The following is a 25,726-nucleotide window of genomic DNA, read 5'->3' as shown; positions in this document are numbered from 1 at the left end:
TTTTTATTTGGTTTAAATCACCAAGGCTGACAAATCACGAGGAAGCTTAAACTAAGCGCTAAGACACCAATCGGGATTAACCATTGCCAAAGTGGTAGCGGAATCGTTTGATAATGACTGCGTGAAAAACCTTCTGAAAAGCCATGTGATGTCATTGCCTCTGCCAAATCACCTGACCAGGTCAATGCGACGATGATTGCCTTGAAATATAGTTGGGGTTGCCAGAAATGATAAGTGATACCGCGAACCTGACCTGCGTAGCGAATAATTTTGACTTGGCGCCGAATTTTATTTAATAAGTTAAAGGCCGCTAAAATTCCGTAAGCAAAAGTTGCTGATAGGCGGATATTTTGAACGAGTGAGAAAAGTAATTCATCAACTGAATTGGTGAAGGTTAACGCAATCCCTAACCACACATAGGCATAGATCCTAGTTGAAAAGATCCAGGCATTATGCCAAGTATCACCAGTTCCGTAGACAATAAAAGACCACCATGTTCCAAAGGCGAGTGGTAGGACAAATAATCCGATCAGCAAGATCTTTTTAAACGCAGGTCGATTAAACACCAAATATAAACTGGCTCCGATAATCATGGCGAGATTTAGCCAAACGGAACGTGTAAAGGTGAGTAAAATCCCTAGGCTTAAAATGGTCACTAGTAACACTGTTGGATTGATTTTAAGATTCATGGCTCAGACCTCGTAAATCTACAATTTGCTCATGATCGAGTCGCAACTCGTAATCAAGGTAAGGTTGTAGTCCAGTTCGCTGATGCGAAATCATTAGGGCAGATAAGTTCAAATCATGAACCACTCGTTGAATGAGGCTGAGAAGAACTTGGCTCGATTGGTAGTCTAATCCGGCAAGCGGCTCGTCAATTAAAAGAACCTGAGGTGCCATGATGAGCATGCTTAATGTTTGCAACTTTTTTTGCTGGCCACCCGAAAGTTGATAAACTGATTGCTCTAAGACAGCTGTTAGATTCAAATCCTGAATAGCTTGTTCAATAACCGTAGTTGTCCAATATGCTGGGTTGGCAGAATGTCGACTCGAAATAGCAAGCTCGTCGCTAACAGTTAAAGTAATAAACTGATCACGGGCATTTTGCATTACCCAAGCAACTTTAGAAGTCCAATTCTTGAGCTTGATTTTCTCACTAACCTGTTCAGCAAAGGTGATTTGGCCTTGGTAAGGTTGGAGATGCGCAAGTGCCTTGAAAAAAGTTGATTTTCCGATCCCATTCGGCCCAGAGAGTAACCCTAACTGATTTTCAGGAAGTTGCCAGCTCTGTTGATTAAGTAAGCGTCGTGAACCGACCTCAATTGTTAAATTGTGCCAAGCTAACTGCCCTGATTCTGGTAGCTTATTTTGGGCGTGCCAAATGAGGGTATCACTTGGCAGATCAGTTAAAATTCCGAGAGGCTGGCGTGTCAAATGTTGCTGTTCTAAAGTGAAAACGGCATCCGCTAAATCGATATAATCATGTAAATCATGATCAGAAATAATGATGGTTTTACCATGTTCAATTTGTAAGAGTTTAAGTTGGCTTAAAATAGTTTGACGCCCAGTTGGATCGACATTGGCAAACGGTTCATCTAATAAGATGATGTCGCTATCGAGCGCCAAGATGTTGGCGAGTGCAACTCGTTGCTGTTCACCACCTGATAAGGTTTGCAAAGATTGATTGCGGAGCTCCCATAGATCGAATTTTTGCAAAGCATCCGTTGCTCTTTGTGTGATAAGTTCTGGGGAGAGTTGCAGGTTTTCTAAGCTGAAAATTAGTTGCTCCCAAGCTGTGCGCATTGCAAACTGTCGATCTGGATTTTGAAATAAAAGGGCGATCCGCTGGGCTCGTTCAAATGGCACAATCGGGCCAATCTCCTGACCGTTTAACAGAACTTGCCCAGCAGTAATCGTGCCGCCAAATTGTGGATATAGACCGGCCATTATTTTTAATAGCGTCGATTTACCACTACCAGATGAACCTGCCAATAAATTGAAGCTTGCTGGTTCGGGTGTGAAATTAATATTCTCGATAATATTTGGACCACTGTTTTGGTAACGAAATGATAAATTTGATACGGTAATTGCAGTCATTATTTTAATAATCCTGATTTTTCAACTAACAACTCGATCCAATACACTAATATGCCGGCAAAAAAGGCAATTGATAAGAAGCGAACGATTAATAGAGTCGCTAATAGGCTCAAAGAGTATTGGCTGTACCCAGAAGCAAAGAGATCATAGGCAAAGGTAATGATAGTACTGGTAATAACTGACAGAGTTAAGCCGAGACGCCGCCAATTTTTATAACCAGTAAATGCAAAACCAAGTTCGGAAGCAAAGCCTTGAATGAAGCCGGAAATTAGGGTTGAAACACCCCAACTGGAAAACAGTAGCATCTCGACTGTTGCGGCAAGTAACTCGCCCAGCGTTGTTGCACCGGCTCGTTTAAGTAGCACTCCTGCGACTGGTCCAGCCATGAGCCAAACACCTAAAGTGGCGTCATTTGCGACTGCTTTAAGTGGGGTTGCTGCTAGAGCGTAATAGGCAAAAGACCATACTTCATAAATAATCCCAAAGAAGATCGCAATGATGGCTAAAAAAATGACTTGTCGTAAGGTCCAGCGACCTTTGTTTTGCTTAACTGTTTGCATGATGCAAACCTCCTAAAATGTTTTGCGAATTGTGGAGGGCAGAAAAGAACCCACAAAAAACCGGATCGCTGGTCTTTTGTGGGTTCATTACATGCTTAGTAATAGAATCCAAGCTCCCTACGCTAGCGTTAACTAGATCAGGTTCAATGGGTAAATCTCAGCCATTTGGCACCCCAGCTCACATATTCGTTACCAACAGTATAGGGGACACAATGCCGATATGCAAGTCACTAGCAAAGAGTTTGTTCAGACCAACTGAAGGTATTTGACGATTAACGTGATAAAAGTTTCCGAAGGTTGGTGTTTTACGGTAGAATATAGATAGTAAAAAAATTGGAGGATCCCATGGAGTCAGAAATTAAGTTGTTCGGATTGACGGCTAATCATAGCCTAGCCGAAGAAATTGCTGAATATCTTGACTTGCCATTGACGCCGATTGAGATTCAGCGGTTTGCCGATGGTGAGATATACGAACGAGTATTGGAATCAGTCCGGGGTGACGATACTTACATCATTGCTCCAATTGCCGAGTCAATCAACGATTCATTTATGGAAATTATGATTTTGGCAGATGCCTTGCGACGGTCATCGGCCAAAACGGTTAATGTAGTATTGCCTTATTATGGTTATGCCCGTCAGGATCGAAAGGCTCGTTCACGTGAGCCAATTACGGCTAAGTTGATTGCTTCAATGCTAGAGATGAATGATGTTGATCGAGTAGTGGCATTAGATTTACATGCCGCTCAGATTCAAGGATTCTTTGACATTCCAGTGGACCATTTGCAAGCTGCGCCACTTTTGGCAGATTATTTCTTCCAACGAAAAATTGTTGATGATATTGTGGTTGTATCTGCTGATCATACTGGAGCAGGACGTGCACGTAAATTTGCTGAATTACTTGATGCGCCTTGGGGCGTGATTAACGATCGTGCAGCGATTGAGAATCCAGAGGGGCCAGATACAATTGTTGGCGATGTGCGTGGTAAGCGTGCAATCATCATTGATGATATTATTGATACAGGTCGGAGAATGCAGATTTCAGCGAAAGCATTACGTTTTGCTGGTGCTACAGATGTTATCGGTGTGGCAACGCATGCAGTTATGTCAGATGATGCGGCGCAACGTTTGGCGGCGGATGATTGCATTTCAACGATTGTAACCACTAATTCATTGGATTGGCCGGCTGATAAAAATTTTGCCAAGCTCACGCGTTTGACAGTGGCACCATTGATTGCCGAGGCAATTCAAAGGATTCATGACAATACACCAATTGAGGGGCTATTCAAGAGCCCCCGTCGTCCAGATGTGAATATCTAAAACTTGGAGGGATGCTAATATGGTTTATGCAGCGGATGAACAACGTTACGAAAAGATGCCTTATCGGCGGGTAGCAGACACCGGAATGATTTTACCAGCCGTGTCATTTGGTTTGTGGCGCGGGTTGGGTGATGAACGCCCACTGGCAAACTCACGGGAAGTGATGTTAAAAGCCTTTGATAATGGGATCTTTTCTTTTGATAATGCGTCGAATTATGGACCATCTAATGGTACAGCTGAGGAGACTTTTGGGGCAGTTTATCAAAAAGATTTACATCCTTATCGTAATGAACTAGTGATTACAACTAAGGCTGGTTACCATATGTGGCCTGGACCGCTAGGTGAATTTTCTGGAAAGAAGACCCTTGTTGCGGCCTTGGAACTCTCATTGCAAAGAATGCATTTGGATTATGTTGATATTTTCTATGCGCATCGTTGGGATCCAAATACAAACTTACGCGAAACAGCTGAGGCGTTGGATTTGTTGGTCCGTCAAGGTAAGGCTTTGTATGTAGGAGTTTCGAATTATACGACTGAGCAAACAGCGGCGATTGCTGAGATCTTTGAGGAACTGCATACACCATTTATCGGTAATCAGGTTTCATATAACATGCTGAATCGTGAGGCTGAGACGACTGGCCTGTTGGATACACTTGGAGCACATCATGCGGGGCTAGTTGCATACGGGCCGCTTGCAGAAGGCTTGCTGACTGATCGTTATCTTGGTGGTATTCCTAGTGATATGGCGGTGCATCGCACGAACGATTTTATCAAGGATGATTTAAGTGGCTCAGTAATGAAGTTGAATCGGTTAAATGATCTGGCAGCTGAACGTGGTCAAAGCCTGAACCAAATGGCAATGGCTTGGTTGCTTAGAGATGATCGCGTTGCTTCAATTGTAACTGGTGCAACATCGATTGATCATTTGCTTGATAACATTAAATTCACCTCAAACATGGATTTTAGTGAAAGTGAACTTGGCCAAATTGATGCGATTTTAAAATAAGCTAAAAAAGAAACGGTCAACCAGATTATTTGGTTGACCGTTTCTTTCTACTATAATAATGATGATTTATCCTTCAGCGATTGCGTTTGCTAAATTCTTTGGTTTAGGAAGAATAATATTCAATAGTACCGCCAAAATTGAAGTTACAACAACTGCATTCGTTACGACTAGCTTAACAGCGTCGGGGAGGTATTGGAAGATTTGAGGATAGACCGTAACCCCAATCCCACTACCAACAGATAATGCAACAATTAATAAGTTTCGTTCACTGTTTAAGTCGACGGTTTTCAAAATACTGATTCCTTGGACACCAATTGTGCCAAAGAGGATTAACATCGCTGCTCCTAGAACGGAACTTGGAATGACTGTCACTAGAGCGCCGAATTTTGGAATTAGGCCAATTAGCAACAAAAGAGTGGAGGCGTAATAAATTGGGCGTTTTGAGGTAACCTTTGAGAGACGCACAACGCCAACGTTTTGTGAAAAAGTTGAATAGGGGAAAGTATTGAAGATTCCGGATAGAATTACGGCTAAGCCTTCAGAACGATAACCACGCGCCAAATCATCTTGACTCAACTCACGACCAGTTAAATCGGCTAGGGCAAAGTAGACACCAGTCGACTCAATCATTGAAGTTAACGCCACAACGATCATGGTGATAATTGCCGAACTGTGGAAAGTCGGCATCCCCAGATAAAATGGAGTTGGCAAGTGGAACCAACCGGCTTGTCCGACTGAGTTAAAGGAAACAACCCCCAGGATTGTGGCAAAGATAGTTCCTAGAATAATTCCGAGCAATATGGCGATTGACTTTAAAAATCCTTTAGCAAGCATTGTGATGATAATAATAACGACCATCGTAAATAGTCCAATTAGTAGATTGCTGGCTGATCCGAAATCCTTTGCAGTTAAATCACCACCACCGAGATTCTGAATACCAACAGGAATCAGAGCAAATCCAATGATTGTAATCAAAGATCCGGTTACGACTGGTGGAAAGAAATCACGCAAATGTGCAAACAAACCGGCAATTAAGAATACGAAAATACCGGCTGCAATTGTTGCACCGTACATCGCACCAATACCCAAGGTTGAACCAATGTTAATCAAAGGCGAAACGGTTTGGATTGCGGAGCCTAAAACAACGGGCATGGCAATTCCAGTGATCCGAGTTGCCTTAAGCTGGAGTAAGGTACCGATTCCGGTCATAAAAATATCAGCAGAAATTAAATAGGCCATTTGTTGAGCATTGAAGTGCAGAGCTGCTCCGACCAGAAGTGGGACCAGGACCCCACCTGAATACATAGCAAGTACGTGCTGAATTCCTAGAATTAATGACTGTGCCCAATTGGGCTTGTTAGCTCTGTCCACGAGGTTCTCCTTAAAAATAAAAAACCACACATCCAGTCTAATGCACAGAATGGATGTGTGGTTTTAAGCGATAGTCCCAAATAGGTTTGGGGTAGAAACGTTCGGCCATTCTCCGAAGATATATCACAAAATATTTTAATATGTTAAAGCATTATAACCGCAAAAAAGCTTTAATTGCAAGTTTAATTTGGTTAACGAAACTTTTTTTGCTTTGGCAAAGATTTGTGCTATTCTATGAAAAACAATTTTATCGGGGGTTGACGATCATGAAGATGTTAGAAAATCGGATTATTGCAGAAGGTCGGGTACTTGGAGAAGATATATTGAAAGTTGATTCATTTTTAAATCATCAAATTGACCCGGTTTTGATGCAGGCAATTGGTCGAGAGATTGCTAGATTATTCGATCATGATCGAATTGACAAGATTGTGACAGTTGAGACATCAGGGATTGCACCGGCTGTCTTTGCGGCTGCTGAGCTGGGTGTACCAGTTGTTTTCGCCAAGAAGAAGGCGGCCATCACGATGACTGATGAAAACTACGTTGCAGACGTGTATTCTTTCACGAAAAAAGAGACAAATCATATTATTATTGATAAAAAATTCCTGAACGCTGCTGAGCGGATTTTATTGGTTGATGATTTCCTTGCTAATGGGCAGGCTGTCAACGGTCTATTAGAAATTACAGATGCAGCCGGGGCAAATGTTGTCGGAGCGGCGGTTGTAATCGAAAAAGCTTTCCAGCCAGGTCATGAGATCTTGGAGCAGCGTGGGATTCGCTTAGAATCATTAGCTAAGATCAGCGACTTCAAGGATGGTCAGGTTGTGTTTGCGAAGTAAAGCGGAGTATAAAGTACAATGAGGTAATCAGGGATGAAGAGAAAACTAATTGGAATTGACTTGGATTTTACAACCTTGAACAATCAAGGAGCGGTTTCTAAGCGCACACAACATACTTTGCAAGCAGCTCAGGCTGCCGGCCATATCATCTCGATTGTAACGGGACGCCCAGCTAGGTTGGCAACGGATATTTACGATTATATCGGCTTAAAGTCACCAATGATTAACTTTAACGGTGGTTTGGGACATGTGCCACATTATGCATGGGAGCATGAGTATTCAAAGGTAGTTGATCATGAAATTGCTTTTGACATCTTTGACTTGGCGGCAGATATGGGCGTGGATATGGTAGCTGCTGAAAGTAAAACTAATGCGTGGTCACGGGCAACTGGGATTCGTGATGTGCAACACTTGCCTTTCTTTCCAAGCGATCAGGGTCAATTACATGAATTGAATCGTTCAAATCTTAAAGAAGACGTTAATGCAATTATTTTACATGGTGAGGATCCCAAACAAATGGCGCTTGTGCAAGCGGACTTGCAGAGTCGATATGGCAGTGAATTTGTTAATGTAAAAACATGGGGCGATGATCATGTCGTTGAGGTAGCTGCAGCAGGGGTTTCAAAAACAACCGGCCTTGACTATTTGCGGCATGTTTACAAGATTGATCATGATGATATATACGCCTTTGGCGATGAAATGAATGATTTTGAAATGATTGAATATGCCAGTCATGGAGTAGTGATGGCGAATGGTAATCCGCAACTAAAAAAGATTGCCAATGATGTCACTAAGCATACGAATGATGAAGATGGTTTGGCGGAGTATTTGGAGCAGGTGTTGGCATTGTAAAGTGCCATTAAAATAATATGGATAATCCTTTTTGTGATATTATTGATAAATTTTCAAAAAAATATTAGGCGGCCTTATTAGCAAGCATGATAGCATAAATCTGTTGAGTTAGACGTATTTCTCTTTCTCTCTCTCTCAGACTTATGAAATTATGCGCATATTGCGCGTATCCCATATAGTTTAAGTCTGCTCAACATGCTCTCAAATCAGAAAAAAGACGATTGAATTTCAAGATTCAATCGTCTTTTTTGTTGTTCAAGATACTAAGGCTTTTTTCAAAATAGCTTGAATGGTAAAATTATGTACAGTATGTAATTATGAGGAGTAAATGGCATGATTGAGCAATTACCGCTAGCGTTCAGGGAACGTTATCAAATGCTATTGGGTGATGAATATCCAGCATTCGAAGCATCATATAATAAACCAATTATCAAGGCATTTCGAATTAATCCTTTGAAGGCTAATTCAGAACTTTATGATACCAAAGCGAGCGGTAAGGTTGCTTGGGGAAGTTGGGGCCGAATTGGTAGCGTCGCTGGTCATTCGGTTGATCACACTAACGGAGTGATTTATTCGCAGGAGCCCTCAGCTCAGTTTGTAGCCGAGGTTGCGCAACCCCAACCTGGAGAGCGGGTCTTGGATTTAGCAGCAGCGCCAGGGGGGAAGACGACCCATTTGGCATCATTCATGCAACAAAAAGGTCTGCTTGTTTCGAATGAAATTTTTCGCAAACGCGCCCAGATATTAAGTGAGAATGTTGAACGTTTTGGGATTCAAAATGCGCTAGTGACCAATCATGCGCCAGCCGAATTGGTCGCACATTTCCCGAGCTTTTTTGACAAAATTATTCTAGACGCCCCTTGCTCAGGTGAAGGAATGTTTCGTAAAGATCCAGCTGCCATTCAATACTGGCATGAACATTATCCAGAAGAGAATGCTCAGCGTCAACGTGAAATTTTACATGAGGCCATAAAGATGCTACGTCCTGGAGGTGAGTTGATATATTCAACTTGTACCTTTGCACCAGCAGAAGATGAGCAAATTATTGCCTGGTTGCTTCAAACATATCCCGAATTAACCGTTGAGACGATTGATAAACCTACTAATATTGATGATGGTGTTCCTGCTTGGGCGGATAATAACCCTGAGTTGGCAAAAACGGCGCGGCTTTTCCCACATCATTTGGATGGAGAGGGGCATTTTGTTACGAAATTGGCGATGAGTGTTTCAGCCGAGGTTACTGGTAAAGCTCCTCAGTTGGTCAAAAGTAATCTGACCAAGGAGCAACAGGCACTTTGGGAAGCGTTCAAAGCGGCAAACTTACCAAATTTTGCAACAGAACAGTTATATGCTTTTGGTGATCAAATCTATTCATTACCAGTAGGGACGCCTGATTTGAAAGGACTACAAGTTTTAAGAGCAGGTTTGCACCTAGGGACTGTTAAAAAGAACCGTTTTGAACCGTCATTGGCGCTAGCACTAGCAGTTCATCCAGTTGAATTTACAAATCGGTATGTCTTAAATGATCAAGAGTGGGCACAATATGTCCATGGTGATACCTTTTGGGTGCGTCAACCCGAGCAATATCAAAAGGGTTGGTATTTATTAGAGATTAACGGGAACGGCGCTGGCTTTGCTAAGTTAGTTGATGGGCAGATGAAGAATTTTTATCCAAAAGGCTTGCGCTTTCAAGTTCGGGCGGATCAGAATAATTTAGCGGATGATATGTATTAATTTTGATTAAATAACGGGATTTAGCAGAGTTTAAGAATGATTTTTCTGCTAGAATAAACCTTAAACTGATTTTGAAAGGAAAAAATCATGGCAGAAGAAATGATTACCCGCCAAGAAGTTATGCACGTTGCTGAATTAGCAAAGTTGTCATTAACTGATAATGATGCGGCAATGTTTACAGACCATTTGGAAAAGATCTTTGAAATGGTAAATACATTAGGAGAAGTTGATACAACTGGAGTTGAACCAACTTTTTCAGTAACCGATATGGATACAGTTCTACGCGAAGATGTGGCAGTCAATGCTCAGCAAGCTGATGCACTATTGGCAAATGCACCTGAACGTTCTGAGACCTTAATTAAGGTACCAGCAATTTTGGATGATGGGGGCGAAGGCTAATGGATTTTTTGCAAAACGATCTAACAACTTTGCATGAAAAGCTGTTAAATAAAGAAGTATCAGCAGTTGAGCTGACTGAAGCAACTTTGGCAGGAATTAAGACCTCTGATCAAAAGTTTGAGGCGTATATTAATTTGATGGAAGAGCAAGCATTACAAGATGCCGCCGCTGTTGATGCTGCTGGAGTTGATGCTAATAATGTTCTGTCAGGAATTCCTTATGCAATTAAGGATAATATTCTAACAAAAGATGTTGAAACGACAGCCGCTTCACATATTTTAGAGGGTTTCAAGCCGGTCTTTGATGCGACCGTCGTTGATAACTTACGACATGCTGGTGCAATCGGAGTTGGAAAAACAAATCTTGATGAGTTTGCGATGGGATCAACAGGTGAGACTTCTTACTATAAGACAACTAAGAACGCTTGGGATCAAAGCAAAGTACCTGGCGGCTCATCTTCGGGTTCGGCTGTTACTGTGGCGGCTGGGCAAGTGCCATTTGCGCTGGGCTCTGATACGGGTGGTTCAATCCGTCAACCGGCAGCCTTTAATGGAATTGTTGGAATGAAGCCATCTTATGGTCGCGTTTCTCGTTGGGGCGTGATTGCGTTTGCATCATCTTTGGACCAAGTTGGACAATTTACTCGAACTGTTAAAGATAATGCTGCTGTTTTGAATGCATTGGCAGGTCATGATCCACAAGATCAAACGACTTCACAACGTGCTGTTCCCGACTTCACCAGTTCTTTGAACGGTGACATTAAGGGCTTGCGAATTGCTGTTCCAAAAGAGTATTTTGGCGCAGGGGTCAATGCAGAAGTTAAGACAATTATTCATCAAGCAATCGCACAACTTGAGGCTCTTGGGGCTAAGGTTGACGAGGTTTCTTTGCCACATACTAAATATGGGGTTGCCGCATATTATATTTTAGGTTCTGCCGAGGCATCATCAAACCTTCAACGCTTTGATGGAATTCGTTATGGCTTTAGAGCTGAAAATGCTAAGAGTTTGGAAGAGTTGTATGTACAAACACGGACGCAAGGATTTGGTGATGAGGTTAAGCAAAGAATCATGCTTGGAACTTATTCTCTGTCAGCGGGTGCTTATGAGACTTTCTTTAAGAAGGCCGCACAGGTTCGGACATTGATGAATCGTGATTTTGAGAATGTTTTTGCTAATTACGATTTGATTGTTGCGCCAGCAACGCCAAATGTTGCCTATGGTTTCGGACAAAATGAAGATGATCCAGAAATCACTTATATGAATGATGTATTAACGATTCCTGTAAACATGGCTGGATTACCCGGATTGTCAATTAATGCAGGCTTTAGTAAAGGTTTGCCAGTTGGAATGCAACTAATTGGTAATCGTTTTGCTGAGGAGACGGTTTATCGTGCAGCCTATGCATTTGAGCAAGCAACGCGTTTATTTGAACAAGTTCCAGGAGGTAAGTAGTCATGACCATTCCTAATTTTGAAACGACGATTGGACTCGAAGTTCACGTTGAGATGAAAACTAATTCCAAAGCAATGTCACCTTCACCTGTTCAATTCGGGGCGCAACCAAATGCCAATACGAATGTAATCGACTGGGGATATCCTGGTGTGCTACCTCAGGCAAATAAAGGTGCCTTGGAATTTGGAATGCGGGCAGCTTTGGCGATGGGAGCAACCATTCGACCAGCGCTACACTGGGACCGTAAAAATTATTTCTATCCTGATAATCCAAAAGCCTACCAAATTACACAACAATTTGAGCCCTTGGCATACGATGGTCAACTTGAAATCGAAGTTGATGGCGTTAAGAAGACGGTAGGGATTACTGAGCTTCACGTTGAAGAAGATGCCGGTAAAAACACCCACGGAACTGATGGATATTCTTATGTTGATTTGAATCGTCAAGGAACGCCGTTGATTGAAATTGTTGGGGCGCCGGATCTGCATACTCCAGATGAGGCATATGCGTATCTTGAGGTATTACGACAAACAATTCAGTTCTCTGGTATCTCCGATGTTAAAATGCAAGAGGGTTCAATGCGTGTGGATGCGAACATCTCAATTCGGCCAATCGGTTCGAAAGAACATGGTCAACGTGTCGAATTAAAGAATTTGAATTCATTGAATTATGTTCGTAAGGCTTTAGCTTATGAAGAAGACCGTCAAGCTAAGATTTATTTAGCGGGCGGTACGCTTAAGCAACAAACACGTCGCTATGATTCAGCTGCAAATGTAACTGTATTGATGCGTGAGAAGGAAACTGCTGACGACTATCGTTATTTCCCAGAGCCTGACTTGGCACCGGTACATATCAGTGCCGACTGGATCGAAGAGGTCCGTGCCGCATTGCCAAAGTCTGCCCCTGAGCGTCGCCAATATTACATTGATGACTTGGGCTTGGAGGCTTATACGGCTGAGGTTCTAACACAAACTTTGGAAATGTCTGATTTCTTTGATGCAATGGTTGCGACGGGTGCTAATCCAGTGCGTTCCGCAAACTACGTTATGGGTGAAGTGAATGCCTTTTTGAATGAGGCACATCTTGATTTGGAACAGACAGAGTTAACGCCAGATAACTTGGCCGCCATGATCAAGATGATCGAAGATGGTACGATTTCAACTAAGATGGCAAAACGGGTCTTCACGGCCGTTACTAAGGGTGAGGATGCGGTTGAGTTCGTTGAGGCGAATGGCTTGAAACAATTATCTGATCCAGCAGTTTTGACACCAATTATTAGTGAAATTTTGGCTAAGAATGAGCAATCAGTAATTGATTATCATAATGGTAAAGACCGAGCGGTTGGTGCTTTAGTGGGGCAAATCATGAAGCAAACCAAGGGTAATGCGAATCCGAATGTTGTTAATGAAATTCTGTTGGCAGCGTTGCAGGCTAGCAAGCCGGAATAAAAAATCATGAAGTAGACTGGCAATTCAAGATCCTTTAAAGTTTGATAGGTTATCCTAACAGGATTATTTACGAGCTTTAAGTTACTGAGAATTGTCAGTCTAATACATAATAAAATTTTTCTTAGGAGGGACCTTGTATGAGACGGCGAGCGCGTATTATTTATAATCCTACGTCAGGACGAGAAGCAATTCGTCGTGACTTAGTCGATATTTTACATGTATATGAAAAAGCAGGATATGAGACTAGTGCTTTTGCAACAACTGCTGAGCCAAAGTCAGCGGAGAACGAAGCTCGTCGAGCAGCTGAGGACGGTTTTGAACTATTAGTTGCTGCAGGAGGCGACGGAACAATCAATGAGGTGGTAAATGGAATTGCGCCATTAGATGTTCGCCCTAAATTGGCAATTATTCCTGCGGGGACGACTAATGACTATGCCCGCGCGCTTTCAATTCCGCGTGATAACCCACTTGAAGCAGCTAAGATTGTTTTGAAGGGGAAAACTGCCAAAATGGATGTCGGTCGAGCTAATGAGACCTATTTCATCAACATTGCAGCTGGTGGATCGTTAACTGAACTAACTTATCAAGTGCCATCACGTTTGAAATCGATGTATGGCTATCTAGCATATGTGGTTAAAGGCGCTGAATTAATTACGCATGTTCGGCCAATCGAAGTGCGCATTGAATATGATGAGGGTGTTTATGAAGGAGCAGCTTCAATGTTCTTTTTGGCTCTAACAAATTCAGTTGGCGGATTTGAACAAATTGTTCCTGATGCTAAGTTGGATGATGGTAAATTTACTTTGCTAATTGTGAAAACGACTAAGTTACCTGAAATGATGGGTTTGATTGCTGAAGTTTTGGCTGGCGGAAAACATGTTGAGAATGAGAATTTAATCTATGTTAAATCAAAGAGTGTAAAGATCACGCCGCTAAACGGTTCATCAAAAATCTCGATTAATCTTGATGGTGAGTATGGTGGGGATGTTCCGATGGCCTTTGAAAATTACCAACAGCATATTGAAATGATTGCTAATACGGACGAAATGTCGGATGACGTACTGATCGGTGAAACATTGAATTTATTGAATTAAAAGGTCACCAACAATGAAAATTGTTGGTGGCTTTTTTGTATTCTGACAAATTGTAATAATTAAGTATGATAAAAACGTGGGATTGAGTGATATCATGAAGCAACGAAGATTTTTCATATTATGAGCCTAATGTGGGAGTGAAGATTTTTGATATTAAGACGCAATGATTTTAATCTAGTTTAGAAAGTGGTATAACATACTATAAGAGTTGGAAGAAAGTGTGAATATTTTATGGATAAAAAAGGAATAAAGAAAAGTGCAGAATAGTTAGCTGGTTCAAAATAATGAAAAAGAATGTATTATTAGTGATCTTGATCCTGGGTTTGGTTGCAATTGCTTTTGTAAAACTTTCCAAACCAGCTTCGACTGGCGTTATTGATCCAACATTGTATGTGACAGGTTCTAGTGGAAAAATTGAATCGATTCAAGCAATGGTTGATGGGGCCATTAAGGCAAATTCAGTGGGGGCTAGGCCAGGTCTGTCGATTGTGGTGATGAACAACGGTAGCTTGATGGTTGATGGGACGATTAGTCGCAACAATCATTATCCGACGATTGCAATCGGGATGGAGACTGGTACAGAAAGTAGTAAGAAATATCTACCAGCATTAACGCGTGTGATGGCTTATTTACAGAAGCACTATCATGTTGGTTACGTGAATATTTTAGGTTATTCATCGGGTGGGTCAGGCGTCTTGCGGTATCTCGTTGCCTACTCAGACGATTCGAAGTATCCGCGGGTTAATAAATTTTTGTCCTTGGATGGTCAATATAATGGTTCCGTCCAGCAGGATGGTCAAAGTTACCTTGATGCAATTCAACACGGCCCAGCTAAGCAATCGAAATATTATCAGTATTGGCAAAAAAATTATCGAAAAATCGATTCAAGAATTCAAGTTGATTTTCTAGCCTCAAATTTTGATCCTGCCAAAGAAACTGACGGTGTTGTACCGTGGGCGGATACTTTTGCACCAATAAACCTCTTGGTTAAGAATTCCAATCCGGTACAATACCATATTTTTAAGGGGACACCGTTGGAACATGGCGCGGTTGCACAAAATCAAGAAGCAATTAATTATGTAAAGGAATTTTTTTATGGACAATAGACAGATACTTCGTTTTATTGCATTAACAATTTTTTATGTAGTGATTATCTTAGTGCTCATCTATTTTTATTCTTATGCGGTAACTGGACCAGAGCACTTTATTTATAACGAGTTTTAAACGGGAGTGAAGAAACAAATGTTAATTGAGAGAATAATGAAGAAGGCGCAGACTATTCCAGCGCAAGCAGCCTTTACTGAGGCTGACAATTCGTATACTTATCGAGATTTGGGTGATGCGGTTCATCAGATTGTCGAGCAACTTAATCAGCTTGCACTAAACGATCGACCAATCTTAGTTTTTGGGAAGAATAACTTTCTGAGCTTGACGGCTATGCTGGCGTCGAATGCGGTGGGACATGCTTACATACCGGTTGATGAACATACACCACTTGAACGGGTTGCGGCGATTGTTGAGGCTTCCAAGCCAGCGCTGGTTATCAGTACGAGCGCAATTGATGGATCGACCAAGCAGGTTTTGGGCGAACCCCTACTAATTACAGAATTCCAAGCCAACCCAGCCTTTGATTTTTCAATGTTGGACTTATCAAAGGCAGTTAGTGGTCATGCGACTACTTATATCATTTATACTTCTGGTACAACCGGAGTGCCAAAGGGAGTTGAAGTGAGCCATGATAATTTGGCGAGCTTTGTGGCTTGGATGTTAAGCGACTTCGAGCAAATCGTCGATAATAAATATTTGGCCCAACCATTGTTTAGTTTCGACTTATCAATCTTTAGTCTTTATCCTAGTCTTGTCTCAGGTGGCGAGTTAGTTTCCTTATCACGGGATGAAGTTGGTAATTTCAAAAAGCTTTTCGAACGCTTGAATCAGGCTACTATCAACACATGGATTTCAACGCCCTCGTTTGTTGATATGCTCTTGGTTGACCCTTCGTTTAAACAAGCAAATCACTCTGCGCTACAACAATTCATCTTTTGTGGCGAAGAATTAACCCTCAAGACAGCACGAAGATTACAAGAGAAATTTCCAGATGTTAAAATTTATAATACTTATGGACCAACTGAAGCAACGGGGGCAATTTCAAGTGTCTTAATAGACGATAAGTTGTTGGCGGCTAATGATCGTCTGCCAGTTGGTAAGGCTAAGCCTGGTGTTAAACTAGCCGTTGAGCAAGGTGAAATAATCATTATGGGTGATTCCGTCGGGAATGGTTATTTTGAGAACCCGCAGAAAACGCGCGCTTCTTTTGTCACTATTGAGGGACAACCGGCCTTTAAAACAGGTGATGCAGGCTCGCTTGATGCCGATGGAATGTTGCATTATCAAGGTCGGATGGATTTTCAAGTGAAATTTAACGGCTATCGAATCGAATTACAGGACATTGAAGCAAACTTAGTAATGAACGAACATGTTGAACAGGCGGTTATGATTCCTCGATACAATGAAGATCATAAAGTGACCGCTCTGATTGCGGTGATTAAGCCACATGCTTACTCGACAGATAAGGCTACAATGCGACAAATATCAAAAGCAATTAAAGCGGACCTATTAACGCGAGTCATGGATTATATGTTACCAACTAAATTTGTCTATTTTGAAGAGTTACCGCTAAATCAAAATGGCAAGATTGACCGGAAGTTGTTGGCCGAGAAGGTTGCAGGTTAGTCTTATGCAACCATATTCAACTCCATTTTATTTTATTGTTTTAGGCTTGGCGTTAATTCCCCTGATCGTTAGCATCAGTCTGGGTAAGAAAATGTTATGGTATCAAGTCCTTGTTACAATCATTTTCTTAGGCTGGAGTTTTTCAGGAAGCGTGACATTATGGGCATTACTTGGTTACGGTGTGTATCAATCGGTTTTGGTCAAGGCATACGAGTATTATCGAGTAAAGCGAGCAAGTAATAACACCTGGGTCTTTTACGCAACCGTGTTATTGGCAATTCTACCGCTTGTAATCGTCAAGGTAACACCCACCGTTGATCCGAGTCGACCAAATTCAATTATTGGCTTTTTGGGGATCTCATATCTGACTTTTAAAGTGTTGAATGTTGTCATCGAGTTACGTGATGATTTAATTCACCAGGTACCGCTTCGCCAGTTCATCTATTTCTTGTATTTTCTACCGACGATTTCGTCAGGGCCAATCGATCGTTATCGACGTTTTGAAAAAGAATATCAGAATCGGACAGTTGAAAATTATCCGACCTTACTTGGCCATGGAATTTTTCAGATCTTTTTAGGATTTTTATATAAATTTATTATTGGACATTTGATTGTAACCTACATTTTGCATAACGTAGCAATTACGGCCACTGTTAATCCTAATTTTCTTACGATGGTTGAGGCCATGTATAGTTATGGCTTATATCTTTTCTTCGATTTTGCGGGATATTCGTTGTTTGCGATTGGAGTCTCCAATATTATGGGCTACGATATTCCAATAAATTTCGTTCGTCCATTTGCTGCGAAAAATATTAAGGATTTTTGGAATCGTTGGCACATCACTTTGAGTTTTTGGTTCCGTGATTTTGTCTATATGCGATTGGTTAAAACAATTATGGTTAAACGTTGGTCAAAGAACCGAATTTTAATCTCCAATGTGTCTTACTTTGCACTATTTGGGCTAATGGGACTTTGGCATGGGCTGACGTGGTACTACATTGTTTATGGACTATACCATGCGGTACTGATGGTCAGTTATGATGCGTGGCTACGATACAAGCGGCGACACCATCTTAAAATTGCTGATAATTGGCTTACAAAAGGTTTGAGTATAGCGCTTACCTTCAACGCTGTTTTCATTGGTTTTCTGATTTTTTCAGGGATTCCAAATTTTGCAATCTTGCATAGCATTAATCCATCGAACCCCTTACCGAACTTTTAAATTTAAATTTTTACAGGAGTGTGTATTATGAGAAATGAAGTATTTGACGTTTTAGAGGAAGTTATCGAGACAGATGAATTTAGGGATGATTTAGATGCGGACCTATTTGAGGAGACGCTCTTGGATTCTTTAACAGCCATCGCCTTGATTGTTGAATTAGAAGACCGTTTTAAGGTATCTTTGCCACCTTCAGAGATGGAACGTGATGAGTGGAATACTGCGAATAAGATTGCCGATCGAATTCAGGAAAAGGTCAATGAAAAAGCATAGTATTATAATGGCGTTGGGGCCGTTATTATCGGCATTTGTGATTGTTGCGATAATTTTGTTTGCACCCTTCAACTTCGGCAAGTTATATTCGCAGGCTGAGCAGAAGGCGATGGCTGCAAACCCGCTTAACCGTACGCAATATATTGGTTATGCGATGCGCTCACAGGCGTTGGCAAATAAAAAATTTCTACCAATCATCGGATCGTCGGAGCTTGAAAAGATTAGTCCGTATCATCCCAGTTCTTTTGCGATGAAATATAATGTTAATGGTTATACGCCATATTTAATTGGACAAGCTGGGACACAATCGTTACCACAATTCTTCTATATCGATTCAGTTGCTAAGCAAATGAAGAATCGCAAGATTATCTTTATCATCAGCCCGCAATGGTTTGGTCGACAGGGAGTGCAATCTGGACAAATGGATCAATTCACTTCGCATGGTGCATTCTATACCTGGATCGAAAAGGCTGATCCTAAAGATCCGTTAACACAGAGCATTGCCAAACGTCTTTTGGGTCTTAATACTGACACGACCAATACGACGTTAAATGATGCCCTTAGTGATTTGGCTGATGGTAAGGCGGTAGCTCCAACAACCTTGACCAAGATCGAGTTGTTATCATCATTGTGGGTTCGAGAAGATTATCTTTTCTCGGGCGTTGCAAATCTGCAAGCGCCTGATACGGGTATGCTAGGTAAACTCGAACAGGATAGTCAGCAGTTGCCAAAGAAGCTTGATTATCAGCAATTGGATCAGGATGCCTATAAATACGAGGCCGGGCGCTCGACGAATAATCGTTTTCAAGTCTTGAATAGCGTTTGGAACCAAAAATTTAAGCAACATTGGCGGTCAATGCAAAACTATCAAACGAAGTATCATTATGATCAAAGTCCAGAGTTTTCGGATTTTCAGTATGTTTTGAATGAATTTGCTAAGAATCATGATCAAGTCGAGTTTGTGATTCCTGCTGTGAACGATAAATGGTATCGTTATACTGGCTTGCCGATGTCGGCAATGACTAATTTTAGTAGCAAGATTAAATATCAGTTACGTTCACAGGGCTTCAACGATATTGTTGATTTCACAGATCGGTCTAGCGAGTCGTATTTCATGCAAGATACAATTCATTTTGGTGCGCGTGGTTGGGTAGCATTTGATAAGTCGATGGTTGACTTTGCAAATCAACCAAATCAGCAACCGACCTACAAGATTGATAATAAAAAGTTTTTGTCGAAGACTTGGCAAAATCAACGAGTTACACAAAAATAAATAATTGCGCTGGGCAGGGATGATTTGAAATCTTTGCCCGGCTTTTTTTGAAAAGAAGCGTCCGGTTAGCGTAGCGAGTTAAAAAACCTTTTAAAACGTGGTCCGTGGTATGATTATTTATAGTAAGACCAGTCTAGTTTTATGCTAAAATTAGAAATTGGAACTATCGATATAGTTGTGGGAATAATCTTTTAAACTAAGGTGTATGTTATGGGTAAAGCAGAGACGTTACAGCAAATTACAGCACGATTGGATGAACATTGGTGGCCAGATGATGTTGATGGTGGCAGTCGAATTGCGATGCTACAGGAAATTTTACATTGGCTCGGTGACCCGGATCGTAAATCTAGGATTATTCACATTACAGGAACAAATGGTAAAGGGTCAACTGGGGTCATGACAGCAGATATTTTGATCGCTGCTGGGTATACAGTTGGTCATTTTTCAACACCTGCAATCATGGACGATCGCGAAATGATCGCAACAAATCATGCCATGATCTCAGAATATGATTTCATGCATTTATATAGATATATCGAAACGGTAATCGAAGAACACGGCGGCCATCAAGGAACCCTATCTGGACAAGAATGGTGGACCTTAATTGCACTATGTCATTTTGCTAGAGTTGGGACCGATTTTGTGATCTTAGAGGCGGGCCGTGGTGGCATCAATGATGCAACGAATATGGTTACAAGCCCCTTAGTGATCGCAATTACCAAAATTAATGAAGATGATTTAGAAGAAAATGAGAATACACTCCTGGCAATCGCAAATGAAAAGGCCGAAGGAATTAAGGCTGGTGCAGTGGTCGTGAACTATCCTGGTCAATCCGTTGAGGTTGCCAAGGTTCTCCAGGCCAAAACAGAGGCCGCTGGTGCACGTTGGAATACCCGTCCGCGACCAAAGATTGTCTTGTTATCAGGAAGCCCAGATGGTTTGGACATCAATATTGACGCGTTGGAAAATGTCCATCTAGGTTTAACAGGGGCATATCAAGTTCATAATTTGAGTACAGTAATGCAGATCATCGGTGTGTTGCGGGACTTAGATTGTATGATCTCTGATGACGCAGTTCGTCAAGGGTTGGCAGATGTTAAGATTCCAGGTCGGATGGAATATGATAATGTGCGGAATATCTTGTATGACGGAGCACATAATCCGGATGGAATTCGAGCACTTGTTGCTTCAATTCGGGCATGGCACATGCAATTTAAACCGACCGTTATTCTGGGATTGCTTGAGAATTCGAATACGCAAGAAATCTTGGATGAATTATTGCCAAATGTCGGTACGATCATTGCAGTTACGCCGGATGCGCCGGCTTATAAGCATGTAATTTCGGCAGATACTTTGGCAGCACGGATTGTGATGATGAGTAGTAGCACCGTTGATGTTGAAATTGCTGACGATCCAAGTGCGGCAATTCAATTAGCACGCCGTGTTCGTGAATCATCACAAGCTATGATTATTGTGACTGGCTCGTTCTTTACACTTCGCGCAATTCAGAGTGATGAGAAAATATAGAAAATTGGGGGCACCAAATTTGACTTTATCAGCAGAACAAATTAATCAACTATTAGCGGAGCAAGATTTATTAATTAGTGCGCCCGATTATGACGGTCAGCTAGAAGGGCTGGCGTACAATTCACAAAAAGTGACTGAAAATAGCCTCTTGTTTATCAAAGGACGTTTTAAGGCGGCATACTTAGCGGATGCGCTTGAACGCGGATTGAGTGCATTGGTGGTACCAACTGATTTTGATTTGAGTACAGATTTACCAGTTTGGGTTGTTAAGGATGTTCCAGCGGCAATGTCAATTTTGGCAATGGCATTCTATGACTATCCACAAGATCAATTAAAGTTGATTGGAATTACTGGAACCAAGGGAAAAACATCAACGACTTACATGGCTTACGAGATGTTGAAGCTGGCAACCAATGATCATGTTGCACTGTCTTCGACCTTGGAAGTCATTACTGGTAATGAACCTGAAAATCATTACCGAGCGCATTTAACGACGCCTGAGTCACTTGATTTATTTGCTTGGATGCGTGAAGCGGTTAATAACGGAATGCAGGCAATGGTGATGGAGGTTTCCTCACAAGCATATAAGATGGAGCGCGTTTTCGGATTGCGTTTTGATGTGGGGATTTTTCTAAATATCAGTCCTGATCATGTGGGTGAAAATGAACATCCAACCTTCGCCGATTATTTGGAATGCAAAATGCAGTTATTAGATCATTCTGACCAGGTTATTATCAACGCTGATTCAGACCACTTTGTCGAACTAATTGAGCGGGCAGAACTCGATCATTCACGAGATGCGATTTGGTTATACGCTCGTGAGGATGAGGATGGTAATCAGGCTGACTTAGCTTACCAGACAGTCTCAGCTGACCTTCGTCGTTCAACCTTTGCTGTCTTTGAGAATAATCAGCAAGCACGTCGGTTAGGAATTGCTGGTGAATATGAACTTGACATACCAGGAGACTTTAATCAGGGAAACGCCGTTGCTGCAATGATGGCAACCCGAATTTTGGGAACTGATTCAAGCGCGATGAAGGAAGCTTTGCTAACGGTCAAGGTTCCAGGACGAATGGAGGTATTGACTTCTAAGACGCATGGGACGGTTTACGTTGATTACGCACATAATTACGCTTCAATTGCGGCTTTGCTCAATTTTGCTAAAGCAAATAGTCACGAAGGCCAGGTACAAATTGTGGTTGGCGCGACGGGGAATAAAGGCGTATCACGGCGACCTGGAATTGGTAAGGCAGTGAACCAAGCTGCTGACGTGGTTTATCTAACAGCGGATGATCCGCAGTTCGAAGACCCGGCAGTCATTGCTGATGAGATTCAACTTGAATTAACTAATCCAAAGCTCAAAATAATTCGTGAAATGGATCGAGTTACGGCAATTACAAAAGCGATTGCGGCTGCTGGCCCAACTGATGTAACGGTTTTGGCTGGTAAAGGCATGGATGAATATCAGAAAATTAACGGTGTAGACACCCCTTATGAAAATGATTTGGCAATCGCCCAAAGATTATTGGAAAATGCATAAAAATTCATAAAACGTGTGTTATAATGAATAAAATATCCAAACGCCTGAAAAATGATGAAAGATTATGATAATTTTGCTATAATATAGCAACTTGCCGAGTTTCGGCTATTAAATGTGATAAGGGAGCTTGGATATTATGGCTAAAGAACCTGTTGAAAATATGTCTGAATTTGATCTAGGAGACTTCGTTGCAGGAAAGAAGTTCGCAAACTTCGAACATGACTTTAAAGGGATTGTTGAACGAATTTATGAGCATTCTTTGTTGGTAAACATTACAGAATTTGATCCAGAGGACACCGCAACTGTTAATGAATATAATCATCGTGCAGTTGTCCGTATGTCGGAGACAAAGATCTTAATTAAGACTGACAATCCAGCACCTCGTCCTAGCTTGGATGATGAAGACGAAGACGACGAAATGCCAGCCGACTTGGTTGAAGAAGATGAAGACGAAGAAGATGAAAAGGAAGAAGATTAATTATGGATTATAAGCAGATCGTTGCTGATGCCATTGCCGTTGCAGTTCCGGACCTTGCCGTAGCTGATATTTTGGCTAAAATTGAAGTGCCAAAAGATTCAAGTATGGGTGATTTTGCCTTTCCAACTTTTGTGTTAGCAAAAGTAAAGCGCATGGCACCACAGCAAATCGCGGCTGAATTGGCAACGCAAATTGACCAAACTAATTTCAAAAGTGTCCAAGCAGCAGGACCATACGTTAACTTCTTTTTGAATCAAGCTGATTTTGGTGCTGACGTTTTGCATAATGTTTTGTCAAATAATGCATATGGTAGCAACGCTGATGGTGAGGCTGGTCACATTACAATTGATATGTCATCACCAAACATTGCCAAGCCAATGTCGATGGGACATTTGCGTTCAACAGTGATTGGTAACTCAATTGCCAACATTGCCAGCGCCAATGGTTACCAACCGGTAAAAATCAATCACTTGGGTGATTGGGGAACCCAATTTGGTAAGTTGATGTCTGCGTATAAGCGTTGGGGTTCAAAAGAGGAAGTTACTAACGATCCAATCAATACATTGGTGAAATATTACGTCCGCTTCCACGAAGAAGCTAAAGAAAATCCTGAATTAGACGATGAAGGACGCGCTTGGTTTAAGAAGCTTGAAGATGGCGATCCAGAAGCACGTGAGTTGTGGTCATGGTTCCGCGAAGAATCTTTGAAGGAATTCATGGAAATCTACGATATGCTTGATATCAAGTTTGATTCATTTGCAGGTGAAGCATTCTATAACGACAAGATGGACGAAATTGTGGACATCTTGACTGAGAAGGATCTTTTGCATGAATCAAAGGGTGCCATGGTTGTTGATTTGGAGAAATACAATCTAAATGTTGCGATGATCCAACGAACAGATGGAGCAACTTTGTATATCACACGTGATTTGGCGGCGGCACTCTTCCGTAAGCGTAATTATGACTTTGTTAAGTCATTGTACGTGGTTGGTGGAGAACAACGAAATCATTTCATGCAACTCAAGGCCGTTCTTAAAGAGGCCGGCTTTGCCTGGTCAGATGATATTGAACATATTCCATTTGGCTTGATTACAGTTGGTGGTAAGAAGTTATCGACCCGTTCAGGACGGATTATCTTGTTGAAGGATGTTCTAAATGATTCGATCAGTCTAGCGGCTAAGCAAATCGAGGAAAAGAACCCAGAATTACCAAATCGTGACGTTGTTGCGCATGAAGTAGGTACTGGAGCGGTTGTATTCCATGATTTGATGAATGAACGTAATGGTAGTTTCGACTTTAATTTGGAAGACGTTGTCCGCTTTGAAGGTGATACTGGTCCATACGTGCAATATACAAACGCTCGTGCGCAATCAATCTTGCGTAAGGCAGGGATGCCTGAACTTGATTTGACTAATCTAAGTATCGACGACGAAGGTGTTTGGGAAACTGAAAAGCTGTTAGCTGATTACGGTGAAGTTGTTCGGCGCGCTTGGCGTGATCGTGAACCTTCTGTAATTGCTAAGTATGCTTTGACTTTGTCACGTGCATTTAACAAGTACTATGGTAATTCAAAGATTTTGACAGAGGATGCTCAGCTAAATGCTCGTTTGGCTTTGGTTCAATCTGTGTCACAAGTTTTGACAAATGCTTTGGATATCCTTGGAGTTAAAGCACCAAAGGAAATGTAAGATTTTAAAAAGAGACATCACAAATGTGATGTCTCTTTTTTAGCGATTTCCAATATTACCCAAAATAGGCGAAGGGTATATTTCATACGTTTATTAAAGTAGTTGATAGCATGGAAATATTAAAAGTGCTCGAAGTAGCTGGATTTTAAGTGAGAAAATTTGGATGAGACCTTGCAGGGTGATTATTTTAACCGCTCAATAATGACATTCTGAAGTTCAGGATCGACGTTAACCATGCCAAAAAGAAAAAGTTCGGTAATTTGTGGGAGTAACTCAACGATGATTGGTTGACCACTTTTGTTCAACTTATTGCCATCCATGAAATACGAAATCCAAACATCGAAATAGATCAGTAACGCCTCATCAGAAAGACTTGGTCTAATAAAATGGCCTTGGCGAAGTTTACGGATTAGTAAGCGCCAAAAATGTTCGGTCTTAGCATGGTAAAAATCAGCAACAGTATGATCATGCTCATAGCCGGTAAACTCTTTAACGATATCAGGATATAGAAGCTCGCTAAAGGAGTCAGTATTTGTACGGTTAGCAAAAATCGTTAGTAAATCTTGAGGTTGAATGGCCGTAATGGAGTTCAAATGTTCGGTGGCATGATCAATTTCGGCCTCGATATTTAGGATCAAGATTGCTTGGAAGAGCTTACGTTTATTTGAGAAATATTTATAAAAGCTTGCAGTGGAGATGTTTGCGGCAACGATAATATCAGTAATCTTGGTGTTTTGAAAGCCCTGAGTATTAAAGATTTTCAGGGCGGTTGTTAAAATATGCTGACGACGAACAATTTTATTGGCTGTACGACTTGCCATATT

At 41.5% G+C, this 25,726-nt stretch carries 24 protein-coding genes and 2 riboswitches; of the genes, 19 read left to right on the top strand and 5 right to left on the bottom strand.

Annotated elements, in window-relative coordinates; all coding sequences use genetic code 11:
* Nucleotides 1–17: 17 nt before the first annotated feature.
* Genes ESZ50_RS04320 through ESZ50_RS04310 form a run of 3 tightly spaced genes read right to left on the bottom strand, consistent with a single transcriptional unit; the run spans nt 18 to nt 2,657 of the window.
* A complete protein-coding gene (locus ESZ50_RS04320) occupies nt 18–689 on the bottom strand; it encodes an energy-coupling factor transporter transmembrane component T family protein (RefSeq protein WP_148622380.1) in 672 nt (223 codons plus the stop codon).
* Nucleotides 679–2,097, bottom strand: a complete 1,419-nt coding sequence (locus ESZ50_RS04315; RefSeq protein WP_148622379.1) for an ABC transporter ATP-binding protein — start codon at nt 2,095–2,097, stop codon at nt 679–681. Before ESZ50_RS04315 ends, ESZ50_RS04320 begins: the two co-directional genes overlap by 11 nt.
* Entirely contained in the window at nt 2,097–2,657 is a 561-nt protein-coding gene (locus ESZ50_RS04310; RefSeq protein WP_148622378.1) for an ECF transporter S component, read from the bottom strand. The genes ESZ50_RS04315 and ESZ50_RS04310 overlap by 1 nt, the downstream gene beginning before the upstream one ends.
* Before the next feature lie 97 nt (nt 2,658–2,754).
* Nucleotides 2,755–2,843: riboswitch (TPP riboswitch) on the bottom strand.
* A gap of 159 nt (nt 2,844–3,002) precedes the next feature.
* Between ESZ50_RS04310 and ESZ50_RS04305 the strand changes: the two genes are divergently transcribed.
* Nucleotides 3,003–3,974: a ribose-phosphate diphosphokinase gene (locus ESZ50_RS04305; RefSeq protein WP_148622377.1), complete on the top strand. Its 972-nt coding sequence runs from the start codon at nt 3,003–3,005 to the stop codon at nt 3,972–3,974.
* 19 nt (nt 3,975–3,993) lie between these two features.
* Entirely contained in the window at nt 3,994–4,980 is a 987-nt protein-coding gene (locus ESZ50_RS04300) for an aldo/keto reductase (RefSeq protein ID WP_148622376.1), read from the top strand.
* A 66-nt stretch (nt 4,981–5,046) separates the two neighbouring features.
* Here ESZ50_RS04300 and ESZ50_RS04295 read toward each other — a convergent pair whose 3' ends face one another.
* Complete coding sequence (locus ESZ50_RS04295) at nt 5,047–6,351, bottom strand: nucleobase:cation symporter-2 family protein (protein WP_148622375.1); 1,305 nt, start codon at nt 6,349–6,351, stop codon at nt 5,047–5,049.
* Nucleotides 6,352–6,402: 51 nt separating this feature from the next.
* Nucleotides 6,403–6,497, bottom strand: a riboswitch (purine riboswitch).
* Between the two features lie 120 nt (nt 6,498–6,617).
* Here ESZ50_RS04295 and ESZ50_RS04290 point away from each other — a divergent pair.
* The 17 genes from ESZ50_RS04290 (at nt 6,618) to argS (ending at nt 24,902) form a co-directional block, all read left to right on the top strand.
* Nucleotides 6,618–7,190, top strand: coding sequence for a xanthine phosphoribosyltransferase (locus tag ESZ50_RS04290; RefSeq protein ID WP_148622374.1), 573 nt, complete (start codon nt 6,618–6,620; stop codon nt 7,188–7,190).
* 33 nt (nt 7,191–7,223) lie between these two features.
* Entirely contained in the window at nt 7,224–8,042 is an 819-nt protein-coding gene (locus ESZ50_RS04285; protein ID WP_148622373.1) for a Cof-type HAD-IIB family hydrolase, read from the top strand.
* 336 nt (nt 8,043–8,378) lie between these two features.
* On the top strand, nt 8,379–9,776 hold the full coding sequence (locus ESZ50_RS04280; protein WP_281282880.1) for an RsmF rRNA methyltransferase first C-terminal domain-containing protein: 1,398 nt from the start codon (nt 8,379–8,381) through the stop codon (nt 9,774–9,776).
* Between the two features lie 87 nt (nt 9,777–9,863).
* Nucleotides 9,864–10,175, top strand: a complete 312-nt coding sequence (gene gatC, locus ESZ50_RS04275; RefSeq protein ID WP_148622371.1) for an Asp-tRNA(Asn)/Glu-tRNA(Gln) amidotransferase subunit GatC — start codon at nt 9,864–9,866, stop codon at nt 10,173–10,175.
* Entirely contained in the window at nt 10,175–11,629 is a 1,455-nt protein-coding gene (gene gatA, locus ESZ50_RS04270; protein WP_148622370.1) for an Asp-tRNA(Asn)/Glu-tRNA(Gln) amidotransferase subunit GatA, read from the top strand. Before gatC ends, gatA begins: the two co-directional genes overlap by 1 nt.
* A gap of 2 nt (nt 11,630–11,631) precedes the next feature.
* Entirely contained in the window at nt 11,632–13,077 is a 1,446-nt protein-coding gene (gene gatB, locus ESZ50_RS04265; RefSeq protein WP_148622369.1) for an Asp-tRNA(Asn)/Glu-tRNA(Gln) amidotransferase subunit GatB, read from the top strand.
* Nucleotides 13,078–13,214: 137 nt separating this feature from the next.
* A complete protein-coding gene (locus ESZ50_RS04260) occupies nt 13,215–14,171 on the top strand; it encodes a diacylglycerol kinase (RefSeq protein ID WP_148622368.1) in 957 nt (318 codons plus the stop codon).
* Between the two features lie 284 nt (nt 14,172–14,455).
* Nucleotides 14,456–15,277, top strand: coding sequence for an alpha/beta hydrolase (locus ESZ50_RS04255; RefSeq protein ID WP_148622367.1), 822 nt, complete (start codon nt 14,456–14,458; stop codon nt 15,275–15,277).
* Nucleotides 15,267–15,395 (top strand): teichoic acid D-Ala incorporation-associated protein DltX, encoded by a 129-nt coding sequence (locus tag ESZ50_RS04250; RefSeq protein WP_148622366.1) that lies wholly within the window; start codon nt 15,267–15,269, stop codon nt 15,393–15,395. Before ESZ50_RS04255 ends, ESZ50_RS04250 begins: the two co-directional genes overlap by 11 nt.
* A gap of 18 nt (nt 15,396–15,413) precedes the next feature.
* On the top strand, nt 15,414–16,904 hold the full coding sequence (gene dltA, locus ESZ50_RS04245; RefSeq protein WP_148622365.1) for a D-alanine--poly(phosphoribitol) ligase subunit DltA: 1,491 nt from the start codon (nt 15,414–15,416) through the stop codon (nt 16,902–16,904).
* A 4-nt stretch (nt 16,905–16,908) separates the two neighbouring features.
* The gene (gene dltB, locus ESZ50_RS04240) at nt 16,909–18,126 is read left to right on the top strand and encodes a D-alanyl-lipoteichoic acid biosynthesis protein DltB (protein WP_148622364.1); all 1,218 of its coding nucleotides are present in this window, start codon (nt 16,909–16,911) and stop codon (nt 18,124–18,126) included.
* Nucleotides 18,127–18,153: 27 nt separating this feature from the next.
* Nucleotides 18,154–18,396, top strand: coding sequence for a D-alanine--poly(phosphoribitol) ligase subunit DltC (gene dltC / locus ESZ50_RS04235; protein ID WP_148622363.1), 243 nt, complete (start codon nt 18,154–18,156; stop codon nt 18,394–18,396).
* Nucleotides 18,383–19,669 (top strand): D-alanyl-lipoteichoic acid biosynthesis protein DltD, encoded by a 1,287-nt coding sequence (gene dltD, locus ESZ50_RS04230; protein ID WP_187387546.1) that lies wholly within the window; start codon nt 18,383–18,385, stop codon nt 19,667–19,669. The genes dltC and dltD overlap by 14 nt, the downstream gene beginning before the upstream one ends.
* A 210-nt stretch (nt 19,670–19,879) precedes the next feature.
* A complete protein-coding gene (locus ESZ50_RS04225) occupies nt 19,880–21,196 on the top strand; it encodes a bifunctional folylpolyglutamate synthase/dihydrofolate synthase (protein WP_148622361.1) in 1,317 nt (438 codons plus the stop codon).
* Nucleotides 21,197–21,215: 19 nt separating this feature from the next.
* Nucleotides 21,216–22,736: a UDP-N-acetylmuramyl-tripeptide synthetase gene (gene murE, locus ESZ50_RS04220; RefSeq protein ID WP_148622360.1), complete on the top strand. Its 1,521-nt coding sequence runs from the start codon at nt 21,216–21,218 to the stop codon at nt 22,734–22,736.
* A 136-nt stretch (nt 22,737–22,872) separates the two neighbouring features.
* The gene (locus tag ESZ50_RS04215; protein ID WP_187387545.1) at nt 22,873–23,214 is read left to right on the top strand and encodes a hypothetical protein; all 342 of its coding nucleotides are present in this window, start codon (nt 22,873–22,875) and stop codon (nt 23,212–23,214) included.
* A gap of 2 nt (nt 23,215–23,216) precedes the next feature.
* Nucleotides 23,217–24,902: an arginine--tRNA ligase gene (gene argS / locus ESZ50_RS04210; RefSeq protein WP_148622359.1), complete on the top strand. Its 1,686-nt coding sequence runs from the start codon at nt 23,217–23,219 to the stop codon at nt 24,900–24,902.
* A gap of 182 nt (nt 24,903–25,084) precedes the next feature.
* Here argS and ESZ50_RS04205 read toward each other — a convergent pair whose 3' ends face one another.
* Nucleotides 25,085–25,723, bottom strand: coding sequence for a TetR/AcrR family transcriptional regulator (locus tag ESZ50_RS04205; RefSeq protein ID WP_187387544.1), 639 nt, complete (start codon nt 25,721–25,723; stop codon nt 25,085–25,087).
* Nucleotides 25,724–25,726 lie beyond the last annotated feature (3 nt).

The organism is Weissella muntiaci (assembly GCF_008107635.1).
In the GTDB taxonomy this organism is placed as follows: Bacteria; Bacillota; Bacilli; order Lactobacillales; family Lactobacillaceae; genus Weissella; species Weissella muntiaci.
This window is presented reverse-complemented; position numbering and strand designations above follow the sequence as displayed.